Source organism: Paenibacillus luteus (assembly GCF_006542765.1).
Taxonomy (GTDB): domain Bacteria; phylum Bacillota; class Bacilli; order Paenibacillales; family Paenibacillaceae; genus Pristimantibacillus; species Pristimantibacillus luteus.
On the sequence record NZ_SKCD01000010.1, the window covers coordinates 135,772 to 155,898 of the forward strand.

Here is a 20,127-nt window from a genome sequence, read left to right on the forward strand (position 1 = left end):
ATCTTGAAAGGGGGGATGCACAAGAGCAGAAGAATACTGAGGAAAAGCAATATAAGATTTACGCTCGCGGAACGAAATAAGGGGAGGTAATGTACAAATGAAATCTTTATTCAAAGGTGCTGGAATTGTAATGCTAGCTGGAGCTTTTGCGGTAAGCGGATGCTCAGGAAATGGTAACGGGGCAAATAATCAGGCTGGAAGTCAGAAACAGGAAACGAATTTTAATCAAACCGGTCTTCCGATTGTTAACGAAGTAGTGTCATTAAAAATGGTATCCCCGAAAGCAGCATTGGCACCAGAGTTCAAGGAAATGGAAATTTTCAATCGTCTGGAAAAGGATACCAATGTGAAAGTTAATTGGGAGAACATTCCTGACACCGATTATACAGAAAAGAAAAATCTGCTGCTCGCAAGTGGTGATTTGCCGGATGCCTTTTATGCAGCAGGATTCACTGATTACGAGTTAATCAATTACGGTAAAGATGGGACCATCATTCCGCTGGAGGATTTAATTGATCAGTACGCTCCTAATTTGAAAGCGCTTCTCGATCGCCGGCCTGATATCAAATCATCGATCACGGCACCGGATGGGCACATTTACGGGTTGCCTTCATGGGAAGAGAATAACCTTGGAACAAATCCCTTTTTTCACGTTATAAATAAAGCCTGGTTAGATAAGCTCGGCTTGAAGGTACCACAAACGCTGGAGGAATACACGGAAGCTCTGCTGGCTTTTAAAACGCTGGATCCGAACGGTAATGGGAAGCAGGATGAAATTCCGTTAAGTTTCATGCATATGCAGTGGTGTATGGATATTGCCGGACTATTCGGAGCATTTGGACTTCCGGATAATCTGGAACACAGGGTCGTCCGCGATGGGAAGGTTATTTTCACCGCGACACAGCCTGAATATAAGGAAGCTCTGAATTATTTCCACGAAAAATGGTATAAGCAGGGTTTGATTGATCCAGAATCCTTCACTCAGGACGCAGCTCAATATCTGGCCAAAGGTAAAACAACCGATGAAACGCTCGGATCCTATGTCTGGTGGGAAGTCGAAGAGGTTGTCGGAACCGAACGCGCCAAGGATTATGTTCTGTTGTCTCCGCTGAAAGGACCGGATGGGGATCAAACAATTGGACGCGCCAATGGCGGTGGCCCCGGTCGCGGATCTTTTGTAATTACCAAAGGGAACAGCAATCCGGAAATCACGATGCGCTGGATCGACCAGCAGTTTGAACCCTACATGGCTGCTCAAATCCACTGGGGTCCGCTGGATATCGTGTACAAGAAGGACCAAAATGGGAAATTAGTCAATCTGCCGCTTCCTGAGAGAACATCTGCAGGTGAATTCCGTCAAAAGGTTGCTCCGGGATCGGGCGCACCTGGTGTCATTGCTTTTGAAGACTTCGGAAAAGTTGTAGATATGGAACCTCGTGCCCAGCAGCGAGCTGAAGATCTGGAGCAATACTACAATCCATATATGGAAAAGGAAAATTATCCTGGTATCTTCTTCGAGCCGGAGGAACTGGATAAAATCAATAAAATTGAGCCTGAACTTATTAAGTACGTAAATACTCAAAGAGGAAGATTCATTGTGGATGGTGGCACAGATAAGGAATGGGACAACTATCTGAAGACACTGGACAAGATGGGCCTAGAAGAATTAATGGAAATCTATCAAACAGCTCTGGATCGTTATAATGCAAATCTGAAAAAATAAATAAATAGATGATAGGTGGGGAGAAACTGTGCTTGATGTTATCGCCATAGGAGAAGTATTGATAGACTTTACTCCGGCAGGTCGTTCAGCTGGAGGGAACGAGCAGTTTGAATGCAATCCGGGAGGGGCTCCGGCTAATGTGGTTGCTGCACTATCCCGATTAGGTTCCAGAACAGCATTAATCAGCAAGGTCGGGGAGGATCAATTCGGGTCCTTGCTGCATCGAACACTGCAAAGCAGCGGCGTCGATGTATCTGAAGTATCCTTCACAAATGAAGTGAGCACAACGCTGGCCTTTGTCCATCTGGATGACAAAGGAGACAGATCGTTCAGCTTCTTCCGTAAGCCGGGAGCAGATACATTCTTGGACCCTACGGATGTCCCGCTGGACCGGATTGAAAGCTGCAAAGCTTTACATTATGGCTCATTATCCATGACACATGAACCGGCACGTAGCGCAACCAGAACGGCAGTTCTCAAAGCCAAGGAATCAGGAGTGTTGCTCTCTTTCGATCCGAATATCCGGTTTTCGTTATGGGAGAGCACGGAGGAAGCTAGACAAAATATTTATTGGGGCATGAATTATGCCGATATTTTGAAAATATCGGAAGAAGAGCTTTCTTTTATCACAGGTACTAACGATGTTGAAAAAGGTTCAATGGAATTGGCGCAACAATTTGATATTAAACTTGTTGTCGTCACACTAGCGGAAAAAGGCTGCTATTACCGTATGGGTGGCCTGGATGGATATGTACAGGGTTTTGAGGTCAATGTTATCGACACGACAGGAGCAGGCGATGCTTTTCTTGGCTGCTTGTTATATAAAATCCTGGAAAACGAAAGTTCTTTGCATGATCTAACCGACCAGCAAATGATTAGCATGCTGACCTTTGCCAATGCTGGAGGAGCGTTAGTTACAACACGAAAAGGGGCTCTTGAATCTATGCCGACGACAGATGAGATTAACCAGAAGATAGAGTCCGATCAACAGAATAATGCCGAGCGTTTCAGACCAGGGTTTCATTTCTCGCCTCCCTCCAACTGGGCGAATGATCCGAATGGATTAGTTTATTATGAGGGAAGCTATCATCTCTTTTACCAAAATCATCCTTACAGCAATAAATGGGGGCCGATGCACTGGGGTCATGCTGTAAGTAAGGATCTGGTTCATTGGGAGCACGCACCTATTGCTTTATTTCCGGATGAGCATGGGGCTATTTTTTCCGGATGCTGTGTTGTGGACTGGAAGAATAGCAGCGGATTATTCGAAGATTCCCATGGACTTGTTGCGATCTTTACCCATGCGGATATCAATCCGGTGACAAGTCAGCCTCGCCAGCGGCAAAGCTTGGCTTACAGTCGTGATAACGGGCAAACCTGGCACAAGTACGAAGGGAATCCAGTCCTAGCAGAGGATGATCTGATAGATTTCCGGGATCCGAAGGTATTCTGGCATCCGCAAAGTGAGCGGTGGGTTATGGTTATTGTAGCAGGAGACCATGCCAGGTTCTACGGATCTACAAATTTGCTTGAATGGTCGCTGACCGGCGAATTCGGTAGTAGTGACGGCTCGCATGACGGCGTTTGGGAATGCCCTGATCTGTTTTCATTGCCAGTTGATGAGACGGGACTATCTAAATGGGTGCTAATCATAAGTATCGGGGATCATCCTGATTGTCCGGAAGGATCGCGTACACAATATTTTATTGGAGAATTCGATGGAAATACGTTTGTAAATGACAATCCGGCTGAGAATATCTTATGGCTGGATCATGGCAGAGACAATTATGCGGGAGTTACTTGGTCGGATATTCCTAAGCAAGATGGACGGCGCGTAATGATTGGGTGGATGAGTAATTGGAAGTATGCCAACGAGACGCCTACCGGTTCCTGGAGAGGTGCAATGACCCTGCCCCGCACCTTGTCGCTAACCAGCATGGATGAGGGGGTAGTTCTAACCCAAATGCCTGTCCGGGAAGTAGCGCAGCTGCGCAAGGATTCCATGAGTTGGCAGGCAGTCACAGTTGCGCGGGATGTTCCGTTTTTGCAGCAGACAAATATGGATTTGCTAGAGATTGAGGCTGAGATCGATGTCCGGTCGGGGAGCGAGGTACAAGTTCATCTGAAATCTTCTACTCAGAGCGAAATCATCATCGGATACGACCCAGCTGAGCAGTGGCTGTTCATCGACCGTTCAAAATCAGGCGTAACTGATTTCCACTCTCAATTTGGATGTAAGCACGGTGCCGGTATTGCTGCTGCGAATGGAAGACTCAAGCTTCATATCTGGCTGGACCGCAATTCGGTGGAAGTGTACGCGGATCAAGGGCTGGTTGTGCTGACAGATCAGATATTTCCTGACGCTCCAATTGAGAAGGTTGAGATCAGTACGAATTCAGGTCAGATTATACTAAATTCACTTCAGATCCATACTCTTGGCTCCATTCATAATTCGGGAGACACAATAGCACAGACTGTAGGGAGGAATGAGGCATGAATCGTAAAGCGGACGACATGGGGTTGATGGTGCATTGGGCTTTTGACGAAGGAAACGGAGCAAGTGCTCTAGAGAGCGTATCCCAAGTCCGAAATGAAATTCAATATGTTTTTAATCAAGCCAAATTTACCGAACCGCGCAATCCGCAGTGGACACAGGGAGTGATGGGAAGCAGTCTCCTCTTCGATGGTTACTCAACATACATTGCTCATCCCATGCAGAGAGAGGTGAAAAATCCAGTACCGGTATCGCTTCCGGCACTAAGTATCGGAGTATGGGTGGCGCCACGCTTCTATGATTGGGGTCATGAAGGCAAACTGACTGCCATTGTGAACCGCCATGATATGGAGCGCAAACAGGGATATCTTCTGGGTATGTTCCGGCATGGCGCCTGGTCCTTTCAGGTTGGGCTGGAAGGAGGGGAATGGAAGGAAATTTGGTCGCCGGACGGCTATGAACTGCCCAAGAATCAATGGTCTTATGTGAACGCTGTGTTTGATGGTAACGGGGGTGAACTCAAGCTGTATTTGAACGGTAATGAAATCGCTTCGACGGGCTTACCCTGCGGTTCACGGTTGGCAGAGGCGGTCGGGTCGGAACTGCTCATCGGCAAGAATAATCATAGCAGCATGCTGGCAGGCGTGTTCAGCCTTCAGATGTTCAGCGGAATTATGGATGAGCTCAAGATGTATAACACAGTCCTTAGCAAGGAAGAAGTGGCGGCTTCATATCAGCTTGTGCTGGACACCGCACACGGGGGCGTCATGCCGCATGTGGATTATGACACGATCAAGCTGGACCGGTCACCTCTATTGGTGGATCGGCACAGACCGCAATATCATGTCAGTCCACCTGCTCATTGGATGAACGAACCTCATGCGCCGATCTTTTTTGACGGGCAATATCATTTGTTCTATCAGCATAATCCATTGGGGCCGTTCTTTTATCATATCCATTGGGGACATTGGGTAAGTGAGGATTTGGTGCATTGGCGTGATCTTCCCGTGGCCTTGGCCCCTGAAAAAGATCACTTAGCACCCGACGGAATTTGGTCGGGAAGCGCGACTTATGATGCAGACGGCTTGCCTGTCTTGTTCTTTACAGCGGGCAATGACAGTGCTTCACCGAATCAGAGTGTGGCGCTTGCCCGGAGCACTTACCTGCAGGATGGGGACTCAAATTTGGTTAATTGGATCAAGCATCCAGAGCCGCTCATCGTACAGAAGAAAGGGATTGGAGCCTTTGGGGATTTTCGCGACCCGTTCGTGTGGAAGGAAGCCGATGGCTGGTATGCCTTAGTCGGTTCGGGGATTGAAGGAGAAGGCGGAGCAGCACTGGCATTTGCCTCGCAGGATATGCTGAATTGGACTTACAAAGGGCCATTCTTTCAAGCGGATATTCAGAAGTTCCCCTATCTTGGGCCTATCTGGGAGCTGCCCGTACTTCTTCCATTGGGCATCGGCATGCATGGGGATAACAAGTATCTTCTGCTTGTAAGCCCTGTGGGAAAAGGTGCCGATGTCGAGGTATTCTATTGGCTCGGTGAGCTAGACAAGGACAATCTATCATTTATACCGGATCAAGAAGAGCCTCAATTGATAGATGTCGGTGATTTCCATTTTACCGGCCCGAGCGGTATGGTTGATCCGAAGACGGGCCGAAATATCGTCTTCACGATCGCGCAGGGTGACCGTACGTCCGAACTGGAGTACCAATCGGGTTGGGCCCATAACGGCGGCTTGCCGCTAAGCGTGTATTTGCGGGATGACGGTCAGTTGGGAATTGAGCCGATTCAGGAACTACAGTCTCTGCGTGGTACTAAACTGTTATCAATTCGTGACAAATCTTTGGCTGAGGCAAATCTATCGCTAAGGAATGTTCGAGGTGACATGCTTGAGATTCAAGTGGAACTGGAACCTTGCAATTCTACACAACTTGGAATCAAAGTTCGGTGTACGTCGGATGGAGAAGAAGAAACGCTGCTGTATTATGATTTTAATGAAGCTAAGCTCTTGGTAGACCGAACAAAAACGACATTGGATCCACGTGAAACGTGTAGAGGGGTTCAAGGTGGCAAGCTGGAACTTCAAGGGGAGAATCTGAAGCTACACATCTATTTGGATCGTTCCATGGTCGAAGCCTATGCGAACGGTTTGAAAAGCCTGACGACCCGGGTATATCCGAGCCGTATGGATGCCTTAGGTTTAGAGATATGGGGAGATGGCCATCCATTGATTAAATCCGTTGAAATATGGAATATGCAGTCCATTTGGTAACAGAAGCGCTTTGCGCTTCTTACCGCTTTGTTCAGACATAAAGATTTGTATCCTACTAATTGGAAGCGCTTTAATTAGTTACTCTCCTTTCATGATTCTTTACAATTCATCCTTTGTACAAGGAGAGCATCTCGAAATGAGTTGTCGAAGTTGCACGAATGAAAAATTATGTAGGAGGCTCTTGAATGCGAAAAATGAAGAGTAAAAAACCTTGGATATCCAGAGTAGTGATTTTGGTTATGTTTCTCCAGCTTGTTGCTCCCGTAATTTCGGCAGTCGCTGATCCAGTGACTAACGCAGGAAATGCCCCTATTCACAAGGAAACAAAGGGATTGTCAGTTACGGAAGCTGTCTATCAAGTTGTGAATCCTGGTTTTGAAACAGGGGACATGACGGGCTGGACCGTTATCAGAGGGAATGCATTTGGTACAAATAGCATATCAGGGGAATCCACCTGGTGGGCGGAACAAATCCCGTATAACCAGGAAGGCACTTATCATTTAAACGGCTGGAAGTATGATGAGGCTGCTACTGGAGTACTCCGCTCCAGCACCTTTGAGCTAAAGGGCAGCGGTTGGATCAGCTTTAAGCTTGGTGGTGCAAAGAATTCTGGTAAGGTATATGTAAATATCGTGGAAGCGAATTCGGGTCAAGTGATTGCCAGGTACGGCAATAGCGCATTTGCAGACGTTAACTTCCCAAATCCTTCTCAGGGCATGCGCCTTGCTAATATGGAGCAATATAAGGCGAACCTCTCCGAATATCTGGGCAAGAATCTGTATGTGGAAATCGTGGATAATGCATCCACGGACTGGGGAGTGGTATTTGCTGACGCGTTTTTCATGTACCATGAATCCGAGCCATCGGAAGGCATTGCTGCCACGGATATCAAGCCGGATTACGAACGCTATCAAATCCAGAATCCAAGCTTTGAAACCGGGGATATGACAGGCTGGACGGTTGTTGAAGGCGAAGCTTTTGGTCCGAATAGCGTGTCGGACGAAACAACCTATTGGGTTGAACAAATCCCGTACAACCAGGAAGGAAATTATCATTTAAACGGATTGAAGTATAACGAGACAGCGACAGGTAAGCTTCACTCCAGCACCTTCGAGCTGGGAGGAACAGGCTGGATTACTTTCAGGCTGGGCGGTGGCAAGCATACAGATCAAGTGTATTTAAGTGTTATTGATGCGGATACGGGAGACTTGATTGCGAGGTACGGCAACACTGAATTTAACGAGTCTGGGTTTCCTGATCCAGCACAGGGCTTGAGACTCGCGAATATGGAGCAATATAAAGCCGATCTTTCCAAGTATATCGGCAAGAATATGTATCTGGAGATCGTTGATAATGGATTCTCGGATTGGGGAGTGATATTTGCGGACTCCTTTAACACCTTCAATGAACTTGTCCCGGAAGATGGGGCCATGGCGGATAACATTATGCCAACTGAAATCCAGAATCGCAGTTTTGAAACCGGAGATTTTGAAGGCTGGACCGTTGAGGGTGATGCTTTTCAGGTGACTGATGAAGCTATGGTCGGTAAAGAAGGAAGCTTCTATGCCAAGTCCTCTGAAGGAGGACAGGGCTCCTTGACTTCGGGTACCTTCACGCTTCAGGGAACCGGTACGATTAACTTCACCGTTTTAGGTATTAACAATCCGGATAATGCCTACGTCGCACTATACGATGCAAGCACTGACACGTTGCTTGAGAAAACTGGGGATGTCAGTGCGAATGAGAAAATTTCATGGAAAATGCAAGAGCACTACAATAAGAGGCTATATATCAAGGTTATCGATCAATCCAATCAAGCCAGTATTGCAGTTGACGCTTTTCAAGCTCAGGGTACGGGCACCATTTTCTACATGAGTCTTGATGAAGGTGCCGGAAAAAAGGCGCTTGAGGGATTAAGCAATCTTGAACACGATGTGAACTATGTATTTAATAACGCTAGATACATGGCCTCGAAGGATCCGAGATGGACTTCGCGCGGAGTAAAAGGCGGTGCCTTGCTGTTCGATGGATACTCAAATGAAATCGAGGTCAATGCAAAGAATTCTGTTCCCGTCAGTGACGCGTTAACGCTTGAAGCTTGGGTCGCACCGCGTAGCTATGAATGGGGGGATGGAAACAAGCTTTCTGGAATCGTAAGCCAGTCCGATCAGGATAAGGCAGAAGGGTTCGCACTTGGCATGTACAGGCATGGCAAATGGTCGATGCAGGTCGGGATTGGCGGTCAGTGGATTCAGGTATGGGTCAATGATCATCCACTCGAGAAATACAAATGGAATTATGTGGCTGCAACGTTCGATAAAAAGGATGGAATGATTAAGTTATACCTAAACGGCCAGGAAGTAGCTTCCCAGTCAACACCTGTCAATATTCCCATTACACCATCTACCGAAAACTTGATTATCGGAAAAAATAATAAACCGGTAGAGTTGGCAGGCTTGTTCTCTTTCAATATGTTCTCAGGACTCATCGATGAAGTGAAGCTGCAAAATAAAGCTCTGACTGGCCAGGAAATTCTTGCTGAATATGAGAATGTAAAGGCTCTTCATAGCGGTGTGATTCCAGAAATTCTAAATGAAGATATTGATGAGGACCCTGCTGTGTTCGATGGTGATCAGCACCGTCCGCAGTACCATGCGATGCCTCCTCAAAACTGGATGAATGAAGCGCATGCCCCGATTTATTTTAACGGCAAATACCATTTGTTTTACCAGCATAACCCTCAAGGACCTTACTGGCATCAAATCCACTGGGGGCATTGGGTAAGCGACGATATGGTGCATTGGGAAAATGTAAGACCTGCACTTGCGCCTGAATCAGGTACCCTTGATCCAGATGGTGCATGGTCAGGCAGCGCAGCGTATGACCGCGACGGCAATCCTGTTTTGTTCTACACTGCTGGAAATGACTCTATGTCGCCGAACCAAAGAACAGGGCTTGCGACTCCAGCCGATTTGTCGGACCCTAATTTAGAGGAATGGACTAAATATCCTGAACCGGTTACCGAGCAAAATGGAAACGGTATTCATAACGAGTTCAGGGACCCGTTTGTATGGTATGACAATGAAACAGACAAGTGGTATCAACTAGTAACATCTGGTCTTCAAGACTTCAGTAGCGGTACCGCATTGGTATACGTTTCCGACGATATGTACAACTGGGAGTATAAGGGACCATTATACGTCAGTGACAGAAGCCTTTACCCGGAGCTTGGTACGGTATGGGAACTGCCCGTATTGCTACCGATAGGTGAAGATAGCATGGGCAATCAAAAGTATATCTTCATGATCAATCCACATGAAAAGCCGGAGCAAGTTCCACCGGCGAGCGATGTGCAAAGAGATGTTGAGGTTTTTTACTGGATTGGAACCTGGGACCGGGACAATTTTAAATTTATACCTGATCAGGAGGAACCATCTAAATTAGATGTAGGTGATGGTTATTTAACCGCAGAGAGTGGTATGGTCACCCCTGACGGAAGAACGGTCATATATTCCATGGTGCAGAATGTAAGAACGCCTCAAGCTGAATATCAGGCCGGATGGGCTCACAATCTAGCACTTCCGGTTTCATTAAGCCTGGATGAGCATGATGAATTGCGCATTGAACCAATTCAAGAATTGCAGAGTCTGCGAGGAGAAAAATTGGTAAATTTTTCAGAAAAAAATTTACAGACTGCCAATCAATTGATCCACAATGTCAAAGGCGACATGCTGGAGATTATGATGGAAATTGACCCGGGCGAAGCCGAGAAATTCGGTCTTAAAGTGCGTCGCTCTGATAATGGGCAGGAAGAAACACTGATTTATTATGACAAGACGGATAGTACCTTCAATGTGGACCGGACTAAGAGCAGTATTGATCCGGATGTTCGTGTGGATGGCATTCAAGGCGGATATGTGGATCTGGACGGAGAGAACCTGAAACTGCATATTTATCTCGACCGATCGGTTGTCGAAGCATTTGCCAATAACAAGAAAAAACTGACAACCCGCGTTTACGTAGGCAGATACGACTCATTGGGCTTGCAGGTCTGGGGAGACAACGATATTACGGTCAAGTCGATGGAAGTATGGGAGATGAATGCATTGACAGGTGAACCGGCTGCTCCGGTCTATGTACCTGATAACTGGGACAACTCCGTGTTCACCGATATTACGAATTTGTCTAACCATGACTTTGCTACAGGTGATTTAACAGGCTGGATTACAGAAGGAGACGCTTTCCAGGATGCTCATGTGACTGATACCCAGTTTTTCTGGGAGACGATTTACTTCAATCCGTCACATAAAATTCCTGGCGGCTATCATTTGTGGGGCTTTAACGAGGGGGCGGGCGGTGACAGTTTGACGGGAACGTTGAAATCACAAAATTTCGTCCTCGGCGGTAACGGCAAGATTAACTTCCTGATTAGCGGTGGGCGTGATATCGACAAGCTATATGTGGCGCTGGTGCGGGCATCGGACGGCAAAGAGCTGTTTAAAGAGACTGCCACGAATTATGAGGAGTATCAGCGTAAGATTTGGGATGCGTCGCCATATATCGGCGAGGAGCTTTACCTGAAGGTGGTTGATCAATCAACCAGCGGCTTTGGGCACATTAATGTTGATGACTTCAATGTACCGGTTAAGGTGATCGATCCAATCAACGAAGCCGGTCCTACCAGCCCGCCAAATAACTCTGTGATGCCTGCAAGAAAACCTATTAATCAGAGCAGTTTGTCATTTGAAATGGCTAAAGGAGAACGGCAGGTGCTGTTCCCGGTTAAAGCAACGGGAAACGACGGCAAGAACGCTCTGAAGATTAAAAATAGTGGGACCGAGATTGAAGTTCCCGCAGAGGTATTAAAAGATTTGCAGGAGCTGGTTACAAAAGACGAACTTGAACATGCGCAAATCTCATATGAAATGGATTCATTATCTGCTGATCAGCTCAAAGAACTTCTTGATCGTACCAAAAACCAGAATAAAGCAAAAATATCTGCTTTAGGAGATGTCTATAATTTCAAATTATCTATTATAAAAGCCGATGGAACAGTTCTGCAGCTTAAAAAATTTTCTAAGACGGTCACAATTAGGCTGAGTGTAAATGAGACTTCTCATCAGACACAGAGAGGCATTTATTTTATCGCTGAAGACGGTAGCATGGAATATGTCGGCGGTGCGAGTGTAAACGGTAAGCTGATTGCGGAAGTAAGCCATTTCAGTATGTATGGCGTCTTCAACTATGACAAATCGTTTGATGATATTCAGGCGTCGTATTGGGCCTATGATGTAATAAAAAAGATGGCCGCTAAACAAATTGTTTTTGGTGTAAGTGAAACGTCATTTGCACCGAAACAATTCGTGACCAGAGCTGAATTCGCTTCGTTAATCGGCCGGGCTCTCCGGTTGGAATCCTCGAAGCTAATCTCGTTCAAGGATGTTGTTCCAACTAAGTGGTACGCTTCGTCGATTGCTGCAGTATTAGAAGCCGGAATAGTATCCGGAAGAAGCGTGGATACATTTGCGCCGGAGGATACCTTAAGCCGTGAGGAGATGGCGGTTATGATTCTCAAAGCTTATGAATTCCATACAGGATGGAACGCTACCACAAATGGAATGAACAGTTTCAAAGATGCCAGCCAAGTTAGCAGCTGGGCAAAGGATGCGGTCTCAGCTTTGAAGGAGCTTGGACTAATCGGCGGCCGCGGTAACGAATTATTTATGCCACACGATAAAGTGAACCGCGCAGAAAGTGCGCAAATCCTTTCGCGATTAATTGATAGTATCGAAAATAACTGAAAGGAGAAACAGCATGAGAGAATTTTTCTATCGGCCGAATAATGCGTGGGTAGGGGATGTTATTCCTTATTACGAAGATGGAGAGTTTAAGCTATTCTATCTGCATGGTTGGAGAGATAATCACCACGAGGGACTTGACCACGGCTGGCATTTACTTAGAACAAAGGATTTCGTGAATTACAGGGAAGACGGGGCTTGCAAGATCGAAGGCGGGACCGGACATATTCTGAAAGTAGACGATGTCTATCATATGTTTTATTGCATCTTTCCCGAAGGAAAACAGTTCACCTGCCATGCCATCAGCAAAGATATGAAAACATGGGAGCCGGTCCCCGAAGATACTTTTGGTCCAGATGGGGAAATCTATGAACTAGCTGACTGGCGTGATCCCTTTGTGTTCTGGAATGAGGAAGAAGGGCAATACTGGATGCTGATTGCAGCCCTGAAGAAGGGGGCAACGAACCGCAAAGGCTGTACCGGTCTGCTGTCGTCCAAGGATCTAAAGCAATGGGAATATCGGGAACCGCTGTATGCACCGAACCTGCATGTAGGAGCGCACGAGTGCCCGGACTTGTTCCGGATGGGAGACTGGTGGTATTTGATCTATTCGTCATATACGGGGCGTTTCGGCACCTTTTACCGGATGAGTCGATCTTTGAACGGGCCGTGGATTACTCCGCAAGAAGAAGCTTTTGACGGACGTGCCTATTATGCTGCCAAGTCGGTATCCGATGGACAAAAACGTTATTTGTTCGGCTGGAATCCGACAAAAAATGACGATTTATTCGGCTGGAACCCTCAGAAAGCTTCAGGCAAAGATTACGACACTTGGGATTGGGGAGGTAATCTGGTTGTACATGAAATTAGTCAACGTCCGGATGGAACGCTCGGTGTGAAAGTTCCCGAAACGGTTGACTCTACTTTTGGTGAACAGGTACCTACAAGTTTTGGGGGAATCGTTGGAGACTGGTCGATTTCGGACAATCTTCTCCTCTGTGAATCTCCTTATGCATTTGCCGGCTGTATCTCACAGGAGGAGTTGCCTGAACTATGCAAGGTTTCTGCAACCGTTCAATTCTCTGGGGCAACCCAAGGGCTTGGTTTTATGCTGCGGGCAGAGGGGAATCTGGATTTTGCCTACTACATCACGCTGGAACCCCAGCGTAACCGGATCACTTTCCGTGGGCCGATTATGCAATCAGAAGAAGGGGGGAAAACTTTTCCTTATGAGGTTGAGCTGGAACGTCCAATTAAGCTGCTGCCGGAACAGGAATATGAGCTTAAGGTGTTTATCGACGGTACGATTTGCGAAATTTACGTCGGTGGGGAAGTGGCGCTGAGTGCCAGAATGTATGATATTCAGCATGGAAAGCTTGCCTTGTTCGTCAGTCAGGGAACAGTGAAGTTTGGCCGGTTCAAGATCGAAACTTTATAAGAGAGCTGTCCCATTTGCAGGGAAACTTGCTTATGGGACGATCTTTTCTTGTTCTAACCTTCATCGGATTCGGTTTTTTTACCGTATTCTTTACCGAAGTCCTCCATCTTCTCAAGAATCGGCAGTAATTTGATACCTTTGTCCGTTAACGAATACTCTACCCGCGGAGGAACTTCCGGATAGACTTCACGTTTAATAACCCCATCGTTCTCCAACTCTTTAAGCTGATTTGTTAGCGAGCCTTGTGATAAACCTCCAAGAAATTTTTTTATATCTGTATAACGTCGTGTTTCTCCTTTTAGAAACCATAATATGAAATATTTCCAACGTCCTGAAAGAACATTTTGGGTAAAGGCAATCGCGTACATATCCTTCATATCATCGATAAATTCTTTATCAAATCCTTCATTACAAACCCTCATTGATATCACTCCTATTCTTAAGGTACAAAAAGTTGTACTATGTTCATCTATATTGCCCTCTTTGCAAATGAACATAATGACTTTATGATTATGTCATCGAACAAAAGCAAACAGTTAGCAAGCTAAATAAATATAACACAGAAAGGGGTTACTGATAAGTGAATAAAGTAAATAGACTTCAACTTTCAGTGGCTGCAGCATGGTATGACCTATACGAGCGCAAAACACAGGCAGAAGCGACTTTTCCTAAGAGTATCAAGCAATTGATGAATTAATAAATGGATTTGGACGAAAAACATATCAAGAATTTTTTATAAGTGGTTGATCCGTTGAAGATCAGGACCGGCTGAGATAATACATTTAAAATAAGGGAGATGTTTTACATTGAGTAATAAAATTCGTACAGGAATTATAGGTGCTTCAATTAATAATGGTTGGGCGAGTGGTACACATATTCCAGCCATTGAGCATTTGGATGAGTTTGAGCTTACAGCTGTGGGGACAAGCAATATGACGAGTGCGAAGAAGAGCGCAGAAGCTTTCCATGCAGATCACGGCTTTGATAACATGGCGGAGCTGGCTCAACATCCTGATGTGGACATGGTCGTCGTCAGTATTAACGTCAAGGAACATTATCATGCCGTTAAGACCATTACGCCTGCTGGAAAACCGATCTATTGCGAATGGCCACTGGGATCAAATACAGGTGAAGCACTTGAAATGCAGGAATGGGTAGCGTCCGCACAATTGCCAAATGCGATTGGATTGCAGGCCAGACAAGCCCCGGCCGTTCAGTATGTAAAAGATTTATTGGCAGATGGTTATGTTGGAAAAGTGTTGTCTGCTAATTTAAAGATCTCTATTGATGGCATGGGGGGTGTGAGCGACAAGTCCAATGCATACTTGTTTGATCGAAAGATTGGAGGGAACTTGCTGACCATTGTAGGTGGACATAATTTGGATGCATTTACCCACATGCTTGGGGACTTTACCGAACTCTCTGCCCTTACAGCACAGCAGTTTCCTGAAGTTGAATTAGTGGATATTAAGAAGGTTATCAAGAAGACGACAGATGATCAAATAATGATTACTGGAAAATTAACGAGTGGTGCCGCAGCCATTGTTCATATTCAAGGTGGAGTCAAACATCAAAAAGGACTAACAATTGAAATTTTTGGAGATAAGGGCACAATCGTGCTGAGTGCGCCTGCATCTATTCAATTCGGATCACATCAATTACGCGGTGCAGGACCTACTGACAACGAGCTTCGTGAACTAACCATTCCCGATGCCTATTACTGGGCTCCACTATCTCTAAAAAATGACTCAGGCTTTGTTCTGAATATGGCTCAGGCTTATCGTAAATTCGCCCAAGATATTCAAGAAGGTACATCCTTAGCACCTAATTTCGAAGATGCGGTGAAACTTCATCAGTTACTTGATGCCGTCGAAAAATCAGCACAGACCGGTGAACGTCAATACTTTTAATGCTAAAAAACTCGAATTCGCAGCGATCAAGCACATTGCAGCTTCGGATTCTTGATCTTTTGCAATCACTCCTAATTTAAAAATAAAACAGTGGTACTATGTTCATTCTTATTGCCCTCTTTGCAGATGGCTAATTATTATAGCGCTAAAATAGGGTAATTCCACTCTTGGCCCATTCGTAATGAAGGAGAAGAACGATATGAAAAAGAGAAGTGAAATGCAACTGGCTCTGCAGATGGTTTCCGGGTATGGAGCTGAATTCAGTGCATGGAGGATGCCTGGCACAAACCCTGCAGCTTACACCAATATGGATAGTTATGTTGAGCGGGCTAAATTAGCTGAACAAGGAAAATTTCAAATGATCTTCATTGCCGATACTCCAGTATTATCCAACAACTTAGGTCCTCAGACACCTATGTTCCCTATGGACCCTATGTTGGCACTAATGGCTGTAGCAAGAGAGACAAAACACATTGGGCTTGTTGCTACACTCTCTACGACATTTAATTACCCATACAATATCGCACGTCAGTTCAAAGCACTGGATGTAATCAGTCATGGTCGTGTGGGATGGAATGCGGTTACCACATCCGACCCCTTAGCGGCAGCCAATTTCGGTGCCCGGGTTATCGAACGCAAAGAACGATATGACAAGGCTAATGAGAGCATACAAATTGTTCAGGCTTTGTGGGGAAGTTGGGGATCAGACGCATGGACGTTAGATGTAGAAGGAGGGGAGTTTGCCGATATGGACAAAATCCAGCCTATAAACCTTCAGGGTCAATATTATGCATCTCGTGGTCCTCTACCCATTCCCCCTTCCGAGCAAGGACAGCCTGTTATTTTCCAGGCAGGAGGAGGAAGAGAGGGGCTAGAATTGGCGGGGAAATATGCTTCGGGTGTTTACGCCAATCCTTATGATATAGCGTCTGCTCGTGAACACAGACAGGCAATCCGACAAAGTGCTGTCCGTTTCGGTCGAAACCCGAATGATATCAAGATGTTTGCAGGTTTTATGTTTTCTCTGGCTTCAACGGAAGAAGAAGCTCTGGATCGTCGGAAACAGCTTATGAACTTCAATCCCCAGGAAATCACCAACAGGGTAAGTTATCTCGGTTCCATGATTGGTATACCCTTATCGGTAAACTTGGTTGATATTGATAAACCATTACCGGCTGACTTGTTGAAAAATGCATATGCCAACCCAAGGGACCCACGTTCTCCAATAGCTTTGAAGTTGTTATTGCAAGGGCTATCCGTTCGAGATGTTCTCGCTCACGGAGTGATCAACTATCATCCCGTCGTTGCAGGAACACCTACACAGGTTGCTGACTTTTTAGAAGAATGGTTTTTGGCTGAAGCATGTGACGGCTTCTCAGTTGTACCTGATGTATCTTTTGATGGTGTTGCGGATTTTGTAAATCAGGTTGTACCTATCTTGCAAGAGCGTGGTTTGTTCCATAAGGAATATGAAGGAAAAACACTACGCAAGAATATGGGCATTCCTTACGAATATGGAATGCGGGACCTTGTCCATTATTCGAATTACCGATCCGATTCTTCGCAAAAAAGTTAGACACCTTTCTGTCAATCGAAATTAGCTGTCTATGATCAAACCATGATGATGTATTATGAAAATCGACCGAAGAGACCCTTTCACCGTAAAAAAAGTAAAAGGATGGAGTGACCACATCCAGGATCATCTCCAAGCTCTAAGGTGAATTGACACCTGTAGTTTACAGTGATACATTTAGTCTGCTAAATTTCATTCGAATACAGGGAGGTTAATACATGACAGATGCAGTAGATTGTGATATTCGACAGTCGTTAGATCGGATTTCCTCCCAAATGCGTCGAAACTATAGTGAATCTCTTAGGGAGCTTAATCTATATGTAGGGCAAGATAACTTGTTGTATCGTCTGTGGTTGGGTGATGGGGTAACACAAATGCAACTATGTGAACACTTGAAGTGCGAACCACCAACGGTAACAAACATGGTTAAATCACTGGAGCAGAACGGATTTATATATCGTAAACGTGATGTAGATGACGGACGGATCATGCGCATCTTTCTAACGGACAAAGGAAAAGAATTAGAAAAACCGGTTGAGACTAAATGGAGGGAGCAGCAGGAGAAATTGCTTAAATCTATTTCTATGGAAGATCGGTTGATAGTAAGAAAACTAATGCAACAAATGGAGAGGAATATAGTCTGACTCTTTAATTCAACGACTTATATTTTTCTTGCTGAATATAAGTGATCAAGTTTGGTTCAAAAATTACGAGTTCTCATTAAAAGTCGCTATTTTAGCGATTTTTTTATTTTATCGGTATACGTTGTTGTTGTTGTTGTGATTGAAAAAAGGGACAACAACATGAATACGGTCTGATTACCGATCAGATCACTATTTAAGCTACTTTTTACTTGCTCTACTTCAAATAAGTTTGGTCAAGACCATAATACTTCGGATATCATAGGGATAGAGAGCTTCAACTTTCAGTTGAGAGAATAAGCTTTCCATGGAGCATTGTTATAACTCGGCGAGACATGCTGATTCGGGCGCTAATCTTTGGCAGCATGTCGTGGTAAGCATGAGACGTGTACTGGCATTATAAATCGACTTGATTCCAAGCTCTTGTATGAGGCGCAGAACCTTCTTATGATTGAGGATAAGGTTATATTGACGATATAACTCATCTTGAATACGGCGGAATCCTTGAATCTTATTGCGCTGCTCCTAGATTGTTAATATTTTGAGCTTTAGTTTTCCGTCTGGCTCTGTTGTACTACGCTTTACATAGGCGTAATAACCACTTTTTTAGTACATCTACCTTTAACTGCAACTGTCGACTCAGGCGCTCCTGCTCTGTTTCTGTTCGAAACGGCCCTCCACGCTTGTACTTGAAACTTTCTTCACCGTATTCGCGGTACTTTCTCATCTACTTCTTGACCCGTCCCTTGTCATGTATTTCCAATTACTCTATGATCTCTCTGTAGCTCCATCCCTCCACCTCATGTAATCGGATAGCCTCAGTCTTAATGGAATTAATCGCCATAAATAATGTCCTCCTATAGTTCATCGGTTTACCCAGGGTGTTTTTCCAATGTCTATTATAAGGGGTGCACTTTTATGTCAGCAAAATAGGACATAAGTTTAAACATGATCCAAAGTCACTCAAAGAGGAAGCCATGCGCCTGCATAGCGTAGAAGATTGGAGCTATCGAAAACCATAAAACATTTAAGCGTGCAAATAAGGCTCGAATTAAGGTTTGGATGAGGAAATATAGTGAAGTCGGCATTGGTCGGAATAATGATAACGAAGTCGGGATTTTAACATTGTTTTCATAGCTCGGAGTAAGCTATAATCAAAAATTAAAATAAGCGCAAGGGGGCTCGTTATGAGACCATCGCATCGACAATGGCAATTTTCCATTTTTAAGCGCTTAATCATTGCCTTTATCATTGCAACGATTCCGATTTATATTTTGGCAGGCATCTTGTACAGCTGGGCAACTGGCATGCTTAGACAGGATATCGTAAATTCGGTAGAAACGCAGTCGGAGAATTACATTAGGGAATTGAACAGTACTTTCAAGCGTTTTAATTCCCTTCAATACGACATGATGAACGACACGTATTTGGTTCAACTCGTTAATGCTTATGATATTTTGGAATCGTATCGAAAAATTGAATTGATTAATTTTCTCCGCGCTAAGCTTGTCTCGATTCGAAATAGTAGCGACTTGATCTTTGATGTCCGGCTGTATTTGACACCAATCCATGTGGAAATATCGGCGGTTGACGGGTATGGCGAACTCAAAGAAAACGCCGTTCCGGCAGAGAAGCTGGAAAACCCGTATAATGTGATCTCTTACAAAAACAAGCTGCTTATGGTTGCCTTTCCGCTTGATAGCTCACTCAGCGGGACACCGGAACTGGTTGTAGAAATCGAATTGCGAGCTACCGAGCTGAAGCGAAGCCTTAAGGCTGTAGCAGAACGTGAGTTTACGGGTGCAATGGTGCTGGGTCTAAGCAGCAGCTCAGACAAGATCATAGCTGTCAAAAACACGGAGCTGTCTCCATTAATGGAACAAAGCTACACATCGAACAAAGCTACGGAGCAGTTAACGGAGGGTTCTTTCGCTAAGAAGGCTGTAGATTATATTTATATGCGCTCAGTTGAACCTGAAAGCGGTATTTATCTGGATCATTTTCTGTACAAGCCCACCATGTTTCGATCTGTCATTCCGTATATTCAATGGTTTTGGCTGTTCTTTGCTGCCACGATTATTATGGTAGGTTTATATCTATTGTATATTAACCGTGCAATAAACAAGCCTTTGGTTAAAATTGTGCGCGCATTCAAACGGGTAGAGGAAGGGAATCTGGATCTGAATATTAGACATCACAAGGATGATGAGTTTGGTTTTTTATATGAACGTTTTAATGAGATGCTTGTTAATCTCCAAATTTCGATTGATG

General features: G+C 45.0%; 11 protein-coding genes. 9 read left to right on the forward strand and 2 right to left on the reverse strand.

Annotated elements, in window-relative coordinates:
- Window positions 1-97: 97 nt before the first annotated feature.
- The 5 genes from E0496_RS07950 (at window position 98) to E0496_RS07985 (ending at window position 13,732) form a co-directional block, all read left to right on the forward strand.
- Window positions 98-1,723: an ABC transporter substrate-binding protein gene (locus E0496_RS07950; protein ID WP_141501060.1), complete on the forward strand. Its 1,626-nt coding sequence runs from the start codon at window positions 98-100 to the stop codon at window positions 1,721-1,723.
- Between the two features lie 28 nt (window positions 1,724-1,751).
- Window positions 1,752-4,220, forward strand: coding sequence for a PfkB family carbohydrate kinase (locus E0496_RS07955; RefSeq protein ID WP_141501061.1), 2,469 nt, complete (start codon window positions 1,752-1,754; stop codon window positions 4,218-4,220).
- Window positions 4,217-6,496: a GH32 C-terminal domain-containing protein gene (locus E0496_RS07960; protein WP_141501062.1), complete on the forward strand. Its 2,280-nt coding sequence runs from the start codon at window positions 4,217-4,219 to the stop codon at window positions 6,494-6,496. The genes E0496_RS07955 and E0496_RS07960 overlap by 4 nt, the downstream gene beginning before the upstream one ends.
- 185 nt (window positions 6,497-6,681) lie before the next feature.
- Window positions 6,682-12,297 carry an S-layer homology domain-containing protein gene (locus E0496_RS36440; RefSeq protein ID WP_241674637.1) on the forward strand — a complete coding sequence of 1,872 codons (5,616 nt, stop codon included), beginning with the start codon at window positions 6,682-6,684 and terminating at the stop codon, window positions 12,295-12,297.
- Window positions 12,298-12,310: 13 nt separating this feature from the next.
- Window positions 12,311-13,732 carry a glycoside hydrolase family 32 protein gene (locus E0496_RS07985; RefSeq protein WP_141501063.1) on the forward strand — a complete coding sequence of 474 codons (1,422 nt, stop codon included), beginning with the start codon at window positions 12,311-12,313 and terminating at the stop codon, window positions 13,730-13,732.
- Window positions 13,733-13,785: 53 nt separating this feature from the next.
- Here E0496_RS07985 and E0496_RS07990 read toward each other — a convergent pair whose 3' ends face one another.
- Window positions 13,786-14,154, reverse strand: coding sequence for a winged helix-turn-helix transcriptional regulator (locus E0496_RS07990; RefSeq protein ID WP_141501064.1), 369 nt, complete (start codon window positions 14,152-14,154; stop codon window positions 13,786-13,788).
- A 384-nt stretch (window positions 14,155-14,538) separates the two neighbouring features.
- Between E0496_RS07990 and E0496_RS07995 the strand changes: the two genes are divergently transcribed.
- The 3 genes from E0496_RS07995 (at window position 14,539) to E0496_RS08010 (ending at window position 17,859) form a co-directional block, all read left to right on the forward strand.
- The gene (locus tag E0496_RS07995) at window positions 14,539-15,642 is read left to right on the forward strand and encodes a Gfo/Idh/MocA family protein (RefSeq protein ID WP_141501065.1); all 1,104 of its coding nucleotides are present in this window, start codon (window positions 14,539-14,541) and stop codon (window positions 15,640-15,642) included.
- 199 nt (window positions 15,643-15,841) lie between these two features.
- Entirely contained in the window at window positions 15,842-17,218 is a 1,377-nt protein-coding gene (locus E0496_RS08000; protein WP_141501066.1) for an NtaA/DmoA family FMN-dependent monooxygenase, read from the forward strand.
- 215 nt (window positions 17,219-17,433) lie between these two features.
- Entirely contained in the window at window positions 17,434-17,859 is a 426-nt protein-coding gene (locus E0496_RS08010) for a MarR family winged helix-turn-helix transcriptional regulator (RefSeq protein ID WP_141501067.1), read from the forward strand.
- 315 nt (window positions 17,860-18,174) lie between these two features.
- Here the strand turns inward: E0496_RS08010 and E0496_RS37145 are convergent, their stop codons facing one another.
- Window positions 18,175-18,366, reverse strand: a complete 192-nt coding sequence (locus E0496_RS37145) for a helix-turn-helix domain-containing protein (RefSeq protein WP_141501080.1) — start codon at window positions 18,364-18,366, stop codon at window positions 18,175-18,177.
- 677 nt (window positions 18,367-19,043) lie between these two features.
- Between E0496_RS37145 and E0496_RS08020 the strand changes: the two genes are divergently transcribed.
- Window positions 19,044-20,127, forward strand: a 1,084-nt coding sequence (locus E0496_RS08020) for a HAMP domain-containing protein (protein WP_141501068.1), incomplete at its 3' end; no start/stop codon positions are given.